Raw genomic sequence first — 13800 nt, 5'->3', positions numbered from 1 at the left:
CCGGCGGGCGGGGTGGGACGGGCCGCCGGAGAGGGCGCGGCGGGCCGGTGCGGGCCGTGGCTCAGATCGCCGCTTCCTGCCAGGAGGCCAGCGCCCAGATCACGAAGACGTCGATCGCCATCATGATCACCGCCCAGACCGGCGCGTACGGCAGGAACAGGAACTGGGCGACGAGGCTCAGCGAGGCCAGGAAGATGCCGGCGTAGCGCGCCCAGGTCTGCTGCTGGAACAGACCGATTCCGGTGATCACGGCGAGGGCGCCGATGACGATGTGGACGACGCCCCAGCCGGTCAGGTTGAGCTCGTACACGTAGGTGCCGATCCTGGCGTACACGTCGTCCTCGGCGACGGCCGCGATGCCCTGCAGGACGGCCAGGACGCCGCTGCACAGCATCAGGACCGCGGCGAACATCACGCCGCCCGACACCCAGTCGCCACCGGAGGGCGGCTGCGACGCGGTGGAGTGGTCGGCACGGCCCTGCGGGCTGCCGGTGGGCTGTGCTGCCTGGGTCATGGGACTAGGTCCTTTCTGCGTCCCGTCGCCTCCGGATCCCGTTCCCCCGCTGCCCGGTGGCGGCGGGGCGGAGCGGCGGGGCGAGAGGGGCTGCTCGGCTTCAGCGTTGCCGTGCGCCGACCGGGCCGCCACGCGGGCCGGGCCGAACGGGTGGGCGGAACCGGTGGGCTCGATCTGCCGGTCGTCCCGGCCCGGGGTCCGACGTGCGGGGGGCGCGGCTCTGCCGTTAACTGAACGCACTCGCCGCCCCGCCCGGTCGATGACCGCCCGCCGCCGACCGCCCACCGACCCGCGGGAGCCACAGCATGGACGCCACCGCAGCCTCCGCTCCGGAGCAGACTCCCGGGCCGAACCTGCGCGAGACCCTGCTCAGCCGCGGCTACCGGCGCGGGCTCCTGTTGTGCGTGCTGCTCGGCGTACCCGTCTCGCTCGCGGCCTTCGGTTTCGTCAGCCTGGAGCACGCGCTGCAGCACTGGGTGTGGACGACCCTGCCCGAGCAGGCCGGATACGACCGCGCTCCCTGGTGGTGGCCCCTGCCCGCGCTGCTGCTGGCCGGGCTGATCCTGGCCCCGATCGTGACCCGGATGCCGGGCGGCGGCGGACATGTGCCGGTGAACGGCCTCGGCGGCCCCCCGCTCGGGCCGGAGGCGCTGCCCGGGGTCCTCCTCGCCGCGCTCGGAACCCTGCCGCTGGGTGTGGTGCTGGGTCCGGAGGCGCCGCTGATGGCGGTCGGCAGCGGGCTCGCCCTGCTGGCCGTGCGTGCCGTCGGTGCGGGCGCCGATCCCCGGGCGGCGTTGGTCCTGGCCACCGCGGGTTCCACCGCCGCGATCTCCACCATCCTCGGCGGACCGGTCGTCGCGGCGGTGATGGTGATAGAGGCCGCCGGGCTGGCCGGGCCCCAGATGGTCATCCTGCTGCTGCCCACCCTGCTCGCCAGCGCCACCGGTGCCCTGGTCTTCACCGGCTTCGGCCAGTGGACCGGTTTCAGTACCGGCGCGCTGACCCTGCCGCAGATCCCGCCGAGCGCCAATCCGGATGCCGGTGACTTCCTGTGGGGTGTGCCGGCCGCGGCGCTGGTCGCGGCGATGGTCTCCCTCGCCCACGGCCTCGGCCGCGTCACGGCCGGATGGACCGGACGGCACACCTGGTGGCGCACGGTCGCCTGCGCCTCGGCGGTCGGCGTGAGCATCACGGCGTACGCGCTGCTCACCGACCGTTCACCGGAGGAGGCGGCGCTCTCCGGTCAGGCCGGCCTCGCCGACCTGGCCGCGGACCCGCACGCCTGGTCCGTGGCAACGCTGCTCGCGCTCGCCCTGTGCAAGGGCCTGGCCTGGGGCGTCAGCCTGGGTTCGCTGCGCGGCGGTCCGATCTTCCCCGCGCTGCTGATCGGCACGGCGATCGCGATGGCCTGCTCCGGGCTTCCCGGCCTCGGTGTCACGCCGGCACTCGGCGTGGGTCTGGCGGCGGCGGCCGCAACGGTCACCGGGCTGCCGCTGACCAGTGCCCTGCTGGCCATCCTGCTGCTGGGCAAGGACGCCCCGGACCAGACACCGCTGATCGTCGTGTCGTCGGTGGTGGCGTTCGTCGTCGCGCAGGCCGTGCGGCGCCCGAAGCGAGCCGGGTCGTGACCGGCCCGGGGCACGGCGTCCGTGCGACGTGGCACAGCGTCCTGCCCTGGCTGCTGCAGCCGACCGCGGCGACGGCCATGATCGCCGCCTACTTCCTGCTGCCCATCGACAGGCTCGGCCCGCGCCACCCGCTGCTGAGCTGGATCCTGTTCGGCGCGGCCCTCGCGCTGATCGCCGTGCTGCTGCTGCGGCAGATCCGCGACGTGCTCCTCGACCGGCCGGACACCCGCCCGGGCCTGGTCATCCCGCTCCTGATCTGCCTGTCGGTGCTGGTGTTCGCCACCACCTACCTGGCTCTGGCCAAGCGCCCCGGCGAGTTCTACGGCCTCTCCACCCGCGTCGACTCCCTGTACTTCACCGTCGTCACGCTCGCGACCGTCGGGTACGGCGACATCCATCCGCAGGGGCAGCTGGCCCGGCTGGTGGCCGTCGTGCAGATCCTGTACGGCTTCGTCTTCGTCACCGCCGGGGCCACGGCCCTCAGCCGCCGGGTGCACAATCTGCTGGCCCAACGCATCGGGGACGGCGGCGACGGCTGAGCCCCCGCGCCCCCGGGCCGCCCCGAACCGCCGGCACGACGGCAGGTCGTGACGACGGCGGCCGGCGTGACGGCCGGTCCGCCGAACCGTCGGTGTGACGACCACCGGTCCACCGGATCTCCTGCCCGCACGACCACCGGGCCCCCAGGCCCCCGGTCGGCACGCCGCACGGGCCCCGAAACACACCGCCGCCGTCACCCGTCGGTCGCCCCGCCGCCGTCGCCCCGCCCGGTCACGCCAGCGCGAAGTACCGCAGCCACACGTAGAGGAGCGAGATCGCGACCGTCACGGCCGTGACCACCAGGCCGTACTTGGTGAACTGCCAGAAGGAGATCGGCTGGCGGTTGCGCTCGGCGATGCCGAGGACGACGACGTTGGCGGAGGCGCCGATCGCCGTGGCGTTGCCGCCGAGGTCGGCGCCCAGGGCCAGGGCCCACCACAGGACGTGGTCGCTCGCGCCGCCCATCTCGTGGACGAGGTCGGCGGTGATGGGGGCCATGGTGGCGACGTACGGGATGTTGTCGACGATGCCGGACAGGATCGCGGAGCCGCCGAGCAGGGTGAGCGAGCCGCCCAGTTCGTTGCCGCCGATCGCGTCGGCCAGGGCGCGGGAGATCTCGTCGACCACGCCCGTGTCGATCAGGCCGCCGATCATGACGAACAGGCCGGCGAAGAAGGCCAGGGTGGCCCATTCCACTTCGGCGAGGACGTCGTGCGTCTCCACGGCGGTGACGCCGACCAGCAGGCCGGCACCGAGCAGGGCGACGACGCTCGGCTCGAAGTGCAGCACCGGGTGCAGGACGAAACCGGCCACGACCAGCGCCAGCACGATCAGGCCCTGGAGCAGCAGCCGCGGGTCCTTGATCGCCTCCCGCTCCTCCAGCGCCATGATCTCGGCGGCGCGGTCGTCGTCGTAGACGAAGTACTTGCGGAACATCACCCGGCACAGCACCAGCAGGACGCCGATCAGCACGATGACCAGCGGGGCCAGGTGGACCAGGAAGTCGTTGAAGGTCAGGCCCGCCCGGCTGGCGATGATGATGTTGGGCGGGTCGCCGACGAGCGTGGCCGTGCCGCCGATGTTCGACGCCAGGACCTCGGCGATGAGGAACGGGGCGGCGGGCAGGGCCATGCGCTCGCACACCAGCAGCGTGACCGGGGCGATCAGCAGGACGGTGGTGACGTTGTCCAGCAGGGCGGAGGCCACCGCCGTGATGAGCACCAGCATGGCCATGACCCGGAAGGGTCTCGCTCTGGCCCGTTTCACCGCCCAGATCGCCAGATACTCGAACATGCCGGTCTTCTTCAGCACGCCGACGATCATCATCATGCCCATGAGCAGGAAGATGACGTTCCAGTCGATGCCGGATTCCTCGGAGTAGAACGCCGAGACGTCGTCCGTGGCCCCGATCGCGAGCATCAGGCCCGCGCCGCCGAGGGCAACGGCGACGCGGTGGATCTTCTCGCTGATGATGAGCGCGTAGGCACCTACGAAGACGACGATCGCCGCCCAGCTCTGCCAGTCCTTCACGTTCCTCCGTTCGCTGAAGCGGGCGTCCGGGTCTCCGACGGCGGTCCGTCCGGGATTCCGGCCAGGTCTTCCACATCGAACGCCCGTGCGATCGGCACGTCCGTCGAGCTGTGGGCGATGATCGAGAAGGCGATGCACACCGCGATCAGGGTGAAGGCCTCCTCCGCCTGCGGGATGCCGGACTGCAGCACCAGCAGGCCGTACACCACCGAGGCGAAGCCCTTGGGGCCGAACCAGGCGGCCACCAGCTTCTCCTTCCGGGAGATGCCGGTGCCCAGCAGCGACAGCAGCAGTGACGCCGGGCGGATCAGGAAGATCGCCAGGATCACCGCAGCGTAGCCGCCGAGCGACAGGTCGCCGAAGAGGCTCGGGGTCAGCAGTGCGCCGAACACCAGCAGCGCCGCGAACTTCGCCAGTTCCGCCAACGCCTCGCCCAGCGGCTCGAAGGACGCCTTCGCCTCCGGGGAGACGTGCGCGAGGGTCGCGCCCGCCGAGAAGGCGGCGAGGTAGGGGTTGGCGTGGGTCAGGTGGCAGGACGCGTACAGGATGATCCCGACGGCCAGCGGCAGCAGCTGCTGGAGCTTGGGCTCGGCGCCCAGCAGGGGCACCCGGACGAGCACGTTGACGACCAGCGGGAGGACGATACCGAAGACCAGGCCGAGCAGCAGCTCCAGCCCGATCGTCCCCGGCGAGGCCTCCATGCCCGGCGCCGTCGGCCCGGCCGCGGCGATCAGCACCAGGACCACCGGCAGGGCCAGGCCGTCGTTGATGCCGCTCTCCACGTTCAGCAGCTGCCGCAGCTTGGCGGGGACCTCGGCGCGTCCCACGATGGCCGAGGCGAACACCGGGTCGGTCGGTGCCAGCACCGCTCCCACCAGGAAGGACGTCGTCCAGTCCAGGCCCACCAGGTAGTGGGTGACCAGGCCCATGAAGACGAAGGCCAGCGGCATGCCCAGGCCCAGCGCCCGGGCCGGGTGCTTCCAGCTGGCGCGCAGCCTCGGCAGCGACACGTGCATGCCGTCGGTGAACAGCACCGCGAAAAGTGCCAGGTCAGCGGTAACAGAAACGATCCCGCTGTCCGGGGTGATGTGGATCAGCCCGAGAAACCCGTCACTGACGAGGGCCCCGCCGACCAGGAAGAGGAACGACGTCGACAGCACCGTGCGCGCCGCAAGGCCCGACAGCAACACCGCGACCAGCAGCGCAACGCCGAACACCACCACCAGCACCATGACGGACACTCCCGACCAAACGAGACAACTGTTCCCTGCTCGCCGACCAGGCTTCCCGGCACACCGCTGGGAACCTTACCTGTCCTTGATACGACTTTGTCATTTCGTCGAGCTGCACCCCTGCGGGCCGGGGATTGCCGGGTCCCGGCAACAAGGCCCGCTCAGGCGGAGCCGACGGCGAGCAGACGCTCCAGAAGATGTGACGCGGTGATCACACCGAGCAGTCTCGCACCCGCCTTGTCCCGGTCCACGACCGCCACCAGAGGACTGCGCAACTGTGCCATCTGCGCGGCGATCTCCAGCGCGGTGTCGTCCGGCGCGGCGACCACCGGCGGCGGTGTCGTCTTCGACAGGCAGTCGCGCACCTTGCGGCCGGCCAGGCTCTCGCAGAGCCGGTCGGCGTGACGCTCGTCGATCACCGCGGCCAGCGTCGGGTCCTCGACGACGTAGCCGGGCACCAGGATCTTGATCATCTGGGAGGCCGGCAGGATCGCCCGGGGGGCGCCCAGCTCGTCCACGACCAGCAGCGCGGGCAGCCGGTGCTCGGCCATCAGCCGGGCCGCCTCCAGCGCATCGCTGTCCAGACTGATCGTCTCGTACTGCACCGCCAAGTCACGCGCCCGCACAGCCGGCTCCCGTCCCCGTCGTCCTCGGCCGCGCCCGCCACCTGGGGCGGGGCCGCCGTTCGTCCTACCGGCACCATACCGCCGCAGCCGCGCCCCGAATCCTGCGGAAGGGCCGCGTCCGGCGCGGAGGGCGCCTCACTGCCGGGCACGCCGCAGGCGGTACCGGCGCGGGCGCCCCCGGCGGCGCGGCACGGGGACGTCCCGGGCCGCCGCGGCCTCGGCGCGCAGGGTCTTGGGGCTCGCCGCCATGTACCGCCGGTCCCGGCGGACGAGGACGGCCGTGCCGGCCGCGACGATCAGCGCGGCGGCGGCGAGCGGGACGAGGAAGGACGTCACTGCTCCCGATGCTCCTTCACTGCTGCTCCTCCCGTCCGGCCGCGTGCCGGGCCCGGGAGTTGGCCACCAGGTGTCGCGGGTCGGCTGCCCGGGTGATGGCGGCCTCAATCGCGGCGATCCGGTCGGCGAGCAGCCCGAGGGCGCCGACCGCACGGGCCATCGGGTCCTCCTCCGGACCGCCCAGGGCGCGGGAGCGGACGTAGCCGGCCTTCAACTCGGCCCAGCGGGCGGCCTGGTCGGCGTTCTGCGTGCCGCGCAGCTCGGCCAGCTTCAGCAGGTTGGACTCGGCGCCGCCGGTGAGGGTCTGGGCCTCGGCGGTGAAGTGGTCGTCGATCACCGCGTCGACCTCGGCGTCGTTCATGACCGGCCGGATCCGCTGGGCGATCCGGTTCATGGTGCGGTAGGAGCCCTGGAGCCGGAACGGCGGTTCGGTGCGGGTGGCCTCGGACTGCGCCGCGGAGGCGATGTAGGCGGCGTTGACCGCGAGGACGGTCTCGCGCGCCCGCAGCAGGTTCCGCAGGACGGCCGTGATCCGCTCCGCCTCGGCGGGAGCGTAAGGGTGGTTCAGCCGGTCCGTGCGGGCCGTGGGGTCGTCCGCGGCGAGGCGGACGAACAGGTCGAGGTCCGCCCGGTCGCGGCCGGCGAGCGGCGCGGTCACCGGGTTGGAGGTGAGCGCGTTCTCCAGGAAGCTCAGCGCGAACAGGTCCTGCTTGCCGTGGAGGACGTCGCCGAGGTTCCACACGTCGGCCCGGTTGGCGAGCATGTCGGGCACCTGGAAGCGGGCGCCGGACTCGGTGTAGGGGTTGCCGGCCATGCAGACGGCGAACCGCTTGCCGCGCAGGTCGTAGGTGTGCGGCGCGCCGTCGCGCACGCCGTCGATGCGGCGGGTGGTGTCGCACAGCGGGATGAACTTCTGCAGCAGCTCGGGCGAGGTGTGCTGGATGTCGTCGAGGTACAGCAGGGTGTTGTTGCCCGCCGCCAGCGCAAAGTTGATCTTCTCGATCTCCTGCCGGGCGGTGGCGTCGGGCGCCTCGGCCGGGTCGAGCGACGTGACGGACCGGCCCAGCGCCGGGCCGCTGATCTTCACCAGCATCAGGCCCAGGCGGGCGGCGACGTACTCCAGGAGCGTCGTCTTGCCGTAACCGGGCGGGGACACCAGCAGCAGCAGCCCACCGGTGTCGGTGCGCCGGTCCTCGCCGACGGTGCCGAGTTGCTTGGCGAGACTGTCGCCGATGAGCGGCAGACAGACCTCGTCGATGAGCCGGCCCCGCACGAACGCCGCCATGGAGCGCGGGCGGTGGTCGTCGAGGCGCAGCCGGGTCCGTTCGGCCGTCACCAGGGTGGTGCGCCGGCGCTGGTAGGCGCGGAACGCGGGGACGTCCCGGTCGGCGAAGCGGCCGGTGCGGGCCAGGAACTCGTCGATGCGCAAGCGCAACCGGCCTTCGGCGACACGGGGGTGGGTGCCCAGCAGTCCCGCGACGACCGTCTCCGGCTCGGCGTCGGACGCGTACCGCGGCAGGTCGGGGCAGAGCTCGGCGGCCACCGCCTCGGCCAGGTCGCCGGGGCCGGGCGTGAGGCCCGCGGCGTGGGCGTACGCGGTGAGCCAGGCCTCGGCGAGCTGGCGGCGCGCGGGCAGGTCGCCGACGGCCGCGAGGTCGTCGGCGTAGGCCGCGCTGCCCGCCGTCCGGCGGAACTTGTCCAGCAGGGTGCGGGCGGCGGCGCTGATCACGAAGCCCTCGGGGCCGGTCGTCAGCTCCTCGACGAGGTACGCGGCGGCGGCCCCGGCCTCCTCGCCGCCGATCGCGCGGGCCAGCTCGTCCCGGAGGTCGGCGAGCGCGGGGGCCAGGCCGAAGGTGTCCCGCGCTCGGGCCAGGGACACCGCGCGCCGGGTGAGGGACGCGCGCTCGTCGGCCGTCGCCGCGTGCGTCCAGAACAGTTGGGCGGCGGCCCGCGCGGCGGGTTCGTGCCGCAGCGGTCCGGCCTGCTCGTACAGGGGCAGCAGGGCGGCGAGGACTGCGGTCGTGTCGTGGTCGTGGATGCCGCGCTCGTAGCCCTCGTCGTAGGACTCCTCCGCGGCCCCGCGCACCAGGGCGGGCAGGTCGTCGGCCGCGGCGAGGGCCGCCGGGCCGTGGCTGCGCAGCAGCCGCGCGGCGAGGTGCTCGGCCCGGTACACCGCCGGGGACTCGGAGGCCAGGTGCCGGTCCCAGTAGGGGCGGGTGTCGGCGAAGGCGGGGTCGGTGACGGGGGCCCGGTAGTCGGTGCCGGTGACGGCGAAGGCCAGGCCGTCGCCGTGCGGGACCAGAGTGAGGTCGAGGGGCTCGGTGGTGACGGCGAAGCGGTGTCCGCCCAGGCGCAGGGCGCGGCCGCCGTCGGCGAACAGGTCGGCCCGGTCGCGCAGGGTGCGCACGGCCTCCTGCTGCGCGGCCTTCAGCCGCCCGTCGAGCTCCTCGGCCCGTACCACGTCGCCGAGTTCGCGCAGTTCGCCGGAGGTGCGGCGGACCTTGGCGACCATCGGGTCGGAGGCGAAGTACGTGCTGACGGCGTCGGCGTCGGCGAGCGCGCCGGCACGCCGGGCCACGGTGTCCAGGACCCGGCCGGCCAGGGCCGCGAGCTGCTCGGCGCGGCGGGCGCGGGCGTCCACGAGGGACTGCTTGCGGGCGGAGAACGCCTCGTGGACCTCGGTGCGCCGGTCGGCCAGTTCGGTGAGGAAGTCGTCGAACTCCGCGAAGCGGGACTCCAGCGTCTCCACCCGGGCCAGGACGAGGGCCAGTCGGTCGTCGCACGCCTCGGGGGTGCCGGCGTCGGCGAGGGCCCCGGTGACGGTCTGCGCGAGCAGGGTCAGCTCGGCGGCGAACTCCGCCCGCCCCTCGCTGTCGCGCAGGCTGCGACGGCGGGCGTCGAGGACGGCGCGGACCCGGTTGAGGCCGCCGAGCACCTCGGCGATGCGCTCCAGCACGGCCGTGCGGACGGTGGCGTCGGCGATGTCGAGACCGGACACGACCTCGGTGACCGTGCGCAGCGCGTTCGCGAGGTCCTCCAGCCGGGCCTCCACGGCCGCCGCCTGCGCCACCGCGGTGAGCGACTCGGCGTCGGCGGCGAGCTGTTCGACGTCCCGCAGGGACGCGGTGAAGGCGTCCTCGCGCGCGAGGTGGTCCACCGCCCGCCGGCCGAAGGAGGCCAGGTCGGTCTCCGCCTGCGCGGCGAGCTCGTCGATCCGGGCGGTGTCGGCGTACGTGAGGTCCTTCAGGGTCAGCAGGTGGCCCTGGGCGTGCCGCAGCTCGGTCAGCCCCTCCACCCAGGTGGAGGCGTCGCGCGGCGCCTCGCCGCGCAGCCGCCGCACCACCGCGGCGAGGCGTTCGGCGGCCTCCTCCAGGGTCCCGTTGGCCTGCCGGGTCAGTTCCTGCACGGTCTCGAACTCGGCCTGCACCTGCTCGGCGGTGCCCCGGACGGCGTCCAGGGGGGAGCGCAGATCGCCCAGTTCGGGCTCGCCGAGCCAGTGGTGGGTGTCCGCGGCCCGTACGCACGCGGCGGCGAGGGCCGCGTACACCTCCGCCGTGGGGGTGGTCTCGGCGGCGGCGCGGGTGACGGACAGGCAGTCGGCGATGCCGCGGACGAGGTCGGCGTTGCCGACGCGGGCGAGCGGGCCCTCGCCCACGGGCTCCGCGGCGGCGTGCGTGTCGGAGACGTACGGGGTGTTCCACAGCTGCACCGGGTGCACGCGGGCCGGCTCGTCGCCGTCCGCACGCAGCACCACCAGTCCGCCGTCGTCGAACAGCGCCCAGCCCTGGCACAGCAGGGGCGCGGCGGCCTCCTTGCGGATCGTGTTGTACGACAGCAGCAGGGTGCGGCCCTCGGCGCGGTCGTGGAAGGCGTACAGCACGTCCTCGCCGTAGGGCGAGCGGACCTCGGCGGCGAACCCCAGGCCCGTCGCGTCGAGGTCGAACGTCTTGTGCGCACCGCCCGCCAGGCAGTAGCCGCCGGGGAAGACGATGCCCTGGTCGTCGGGGAGGCGGCGGCACGCCCGACCGATCCCGTCCAGGCGGACGGCGGTCCGGGTCAGGGTGTCGAACACCAGGTACCGGTGGCCGTCCTCCTTGTAGGGGCGGATCCGCAGCAGGAGCAGCGCGCCGACGCGCGCGTGCGCGATGTCGGCGTCGCCGAGGGACTGCAGCGGCTCGTCCACCGCCTCGGTCAGGAGCTCGTCGCCGGCCTCGGTGCGCACGGTGAGGGCGCCGCCGACGGTCGAGACGAGCAGCTCGCCCTGCACCCGCACGTGCGGACGGGAGCCGAGGACGCCGAGGACGTGGTCGTCGCGGGTGGCGTCGGTCCAGTCGAAGTCGTGGGAGGGCGGGAAGACGTCGTCGCGCTCGCCCCGGGCGTCCAGGAACGACACGGCCCCGTCGGCGGCGACGGCCCAGCGCAGTACCCGGATGTCGCCGGTCTTCTCACCGGTCTGGAAGACGGCGAGCAGCCGGTCCTCCAGCCGGCGCAGGCCGAGCAGCCGCGCCTGCCGGTAGTAGCGGAAGAGCGCCGCGAACTCCCGTACGAAGGCGGGGTCGTCGAGCAGACCCGGCACCGCGTCGTCCGGCCGCCGGTTCAGGTCGCGGTCGTACAGGGCGAGGACGTCCGCGACGGACGGCTCCTCGCGCAGTCCGGTGAGGCCGGTAGAGCCGAACAGCAGGTGCTCGCCGACGGGGACGAGGTCGCGGGGCACCGCGGCGCGCTCGGTGCGCAGCCGTCCGGTGCCGGTCAGGTCGAGGTGGGTGGCGCCGAACTCCGCGGTGCGGCGGGCGTTCAGCGCCTCGGCGCGGCGGGCGAGGTCGGCGGCCTGTGCGGCGAGCCGGTCGCGCAGCACCTCGTAGGTGCCCGCGTCGACGGCGTCGTACTGCTGCTGGTCCAGGCCGGTTGCCATGGAACTCGGTCCCTTCCGAGGAGGCGGGCCGGTGTGCGGTGTGTCGGGGGGGCGGGTCCGGGCGGCCGGTCCGGGCGGCCGGTCCGGCGGTGCGGCCCGTACGGGTGCGGGCCCGGGCCCTGGGGCCCGGGGCGCCGCCCCGCCCCGTGGCGGGCCGGGAGCTGCCGTCCCCTGTGCGGCAGCTCCCCGCCCCCCGTCGGTCGGCCCGGCGGTGCCGGGCCGGCGGTCAGGCGCGGACCGGCGTACCGTTCAGCGCCCCCAGCGGCGTGTCGGCGAGGCCCAGCTCGCCCGCCTTGTCCAGCAGTTGCTGGAGCTGACCGGCGCTCGTGCCGCCGCTCTTCATCAGCTTCATCAGCAGCGCGGACACCGTCAGGTTCTGCACGTCCGCCGTCGAGACCGAGCCGAGGACGCGGCTGATGTCGTCGGTGAAGCTCGACGTGCCGTCCAGCCACGGCTTGACCAGCGTCCGTGCGGTCTCGGAGTGCTCGACGAACCCGTCGACGCCCTTGCCCAGCGCGATCGAGCCGACCAGCCGGTCGAAGAAGACCGACTCGCCGCCGACGATGTCGATGTCGGCGTTCTCCAGCCCGGTGGCGAGCACCGTGGCCTGCGCCTCGGCGACCTGCCGCTGCACGTCCAGCCCGGCGAGCCGGATCTCCTTCTCCGCCTCCAGCCGCAGCCGGTACTCCTCGTGCGTGCGGGACGCCTCGTCCAGCGCGGCCATCGCCGCCGCCTTCTCGGTGAGGCCCGCGGCCTCCGCCTTCAGCTTCTCCCCGATGGCCTGCGCCTCGGCGAGCGCCTTCGCCCGGACGCCCTCGGCCTCGGCGCGCAGCCGTGCCTGGGTGGCCTCGGCCTCGGCGCGGCCGGCCTTCTCGATGACCTCGGCCTCCTTGTCGCGGACCGCCACGGCGGCCAGCCCCTCGGCGGCGGCCTCCGCCCGGACGCCGTCGGCCATCCGCAGCTTGGCCTGTGCGTCGAGGTCGGCGCTCTTCAAGCGGGCCTCGGCGAGGGTGAGTTCCTCGGCGGCACGGTGGACGGCTGCCTGCTCGGCGGCCTCCGCGGCCTTGATGTCCTTGACCAGTTTCTCCTGCGCCTCGGCCTCCGCCGCGATGACGACGGCCTGGCGCCCGCGCTCCGCTTCCTCCACGGCCCGCAGCTTCTTGATCGACTCCTCCTGCTCGGCGACCGTGCGGTCCACCGCGACGCGCTCGCGGATGACCTCGGCGATCTCCCGCTTCTCCGCCTCGACCTCCTTCTCGGCGGAGATCCGGGTCAGCTGGGTCTCCCGCTCGCGTGCGATGGCCTCCAGGAGCCGGTCCTTCTCGATGCGCTCGTTCTCGACGGCGATGACCCGCTCGCGGTTCTTCGCGGCGACGGCGACCTCGCGGGCCTGGTTCTCGCGCTGGACGCCGAGCTGCTCCTCGGTGCGCAGGAAGGCGGACTGGGCGCGCAGCCGCTCCTCCTCGACGACCCGCGCGGTCTCGGCCTCCTCGCGGGCCCGGGACGTCTCGATCTCCCGCTTCTGCTTGATCTCGGCGTCGACCTGCCGGCGCTCCAGCTCCAGCACGGCCTCGCGGGCGTCGACGTTCTGCCGGGTGATCTCCTTCTCCTCGTTGCGCTGGGCCTCGTTGGTGCGCACGTGCTCCACGGCCGTCAGCTCGGTGATCTTGCGGATGCCCTGGGCGTCGAGGACGTTGGCCGGGTCGAGCTGGCCGAGCGGCGTCTGCTCCAGGTAGTCGATCGCGGCGTCCTCGAGGTGGTAGCCGCTGAGGTCGACACCGATGACCTCGATGATCCGGTACCTGAGCTCCTCGCGCTTGGTGTAGAGGTCGGTGAAGTCCATCTGCTTGCCGACGGTCTTCAGCGCCTCGGAGAACTTCGCGTGGAACAGCTCCTGGAGGGTGCGCTGGTCGCTGGCCCGGGCGGTGCCGACGGACTGGGCGACCTTGACGACGTCGTCGACGGTCTTGTTGACCTTGACGAAGAACGAGATGCGGATGTCTGCGCGGATGTTGTCCCGGCAGATCAGGCCTTCCTTGCCGGCCCGGGTGATCTCGATGGTCTTCACCGAGATGTCCATCACCTCGGCCTTGTGCAGCACCGGCAGCACGACCTGCCCGGTGAAGGTCACGTCGACCTTGCGCATCTTGGAGACGATCAGCGCTTTGCCCTGTTCGACCTTGCGGAACAATCGGGAGACGAGCAACAGCGCAAGGGCCGCCAGGACGAGGAAGACGGCGGCGGACACGCCGATGACAGACATGGCACACGTCCTTCGGGCACAGGGCGTCAGGAACGCCGGGCAAGCAGAAACGACAGGCAGAAACGACATTCGAAGGGGGAGGAACAGCGGAGCGACGGGGCGCCGCCCCCTCGGCGGTCGGACCGGACACCTGCCGGTGTCCGGCACCGATCTCTCCGCAGTGCTCCCCGCGACTCATGGTGCACGCCGACCGACCGTCGGCGCATTGCCGGTTTCCGG

9 protein-coding genes are annotated in these 13800 nt (G+C 73.2%); 2 read left to right on the top strand and 7 right to left on the bottom strand.

The features are described 5' to 3' along the window. Positions 1-61 precede the first annotated feature (61 nt). The gene (locus tag JS756_RS23275) at positions 62-514 is read right to left on the bottom strand and encodes a DUF7144 family membrane protein (protein WP_205385123.1); all 453 of its coding nucleotides are present in this window, start codon (positions 512-514) and stop codon (positions 62-64) included. A gap of 305 nt (positions 515-819) precedes the next feature. On the opposite strand from JS756_RS23275, the gene JS756_RS23270 reads away from it, so the two are divergent. Continuing rightward, entirely contained in the window at positions 820-2142 is a 1323-nt protein-coding gene (locus tag JS756_RS23270) for a chloride channel protein (protein WP_205385122.1), read from the top strand. Between the two features lie 77 nt (positions 2143-2219). Continuing rightward, a complete protein-coding gene (locus JS756_RS23265; RefSeq protein WP_205385164.1) occupies positions 2220-2681 on the top strand; it encodes a potassium channel family protein in 462 nt (153 codons plus the stop codon). Positions 2682-2913: 232 nt separating this feature from the next. On the opposite strand, the gene JS756_RS23260 is transcribed toward JS756_RS23265, so the two are convergent. From JS756_RS23260 to JS756_RS23235, 6 genes are all read right to left on the bottom strand, one after another. Next, a complete protein-coding gene (locus tag JS756_RS23260) occupies positions 2914-4212 on the bottom strand; it encodes an ArsB/NhaD family transporter (RefSeq protein WP_205385121.1) in 1299 nt (432 codons plus the stop codon). Beyond that, a complete protein-coding gene (locus tag JS756_RS23255; protein ID WP_205385120.1) occupies positions 4209-5444 on the bottom strand; it encodes a cation:proton antiporter in 1236 nt (411 codons plus the stop codon). The genes JS756_RS23260 and JS756_RS23255 overlap by 4 nt, the downstream gene beginning before the upstream one ends. 161 nt (positions 5445-5605) lie before the next feature. After that, entirely contained in the window at positions 5606-6070 is a 465-nt protein-coding gene (locus tag JS756_RS23250) for a CBS domain-containing protein (RefSeq protein ID WP_205385119.1), read from the bottom strand. 135 nt (positions 6071-6205) lie between these two features. Then, positions 6206-6406 (bottom strand): hypothetical protein, encoded by a 201-nt coding sequence (locus JS756_RS23245; protein ID WP_205385166.1) that lies wholly within the window; start codon positions 6404-6406, stop codon positions 6206-6208. A gap of 16 nt (positions 6407-6422) precedes the next feature. Next, a complete protein-coding gene (locus JS756_RS23240) occupies positions 6423-11318 on the bottom strand; it encodes a DNA repair ATPase (RefSeq protein WP_205385118.1) in 4896 nt (1631 codons plus the stop codon). A gap of 226 nt (positions 11319-11544) precedes the next feature. Beyond that, complete coding sequence (locus tag JS756_RS23235) at positions 11545-13581, bottom strand: flotillin family protein (RefSeq protein WP_205385117.1); 2037 nt, start codon at positions 13579-13581, stop codon at positions 11545-11547. Between the last annotated feature and the right edge of the window lie 219 nt (positions 13582-13800).

It is taken from the genome of Streptomyces actuosus (assembly GCF_016921115.1).
Lineage (GTDB): Bacteria > Actinomycetota > Actinomycetes > Streptomycetales > Streptomycetaceae > Streptomyces > Streptomyces actuosus_A.
The sequence above is the reverse complement of the archived record's forward strand: the minus strand, read 5'-3'. Positions and strand labels throughout refer to the sequence as shown.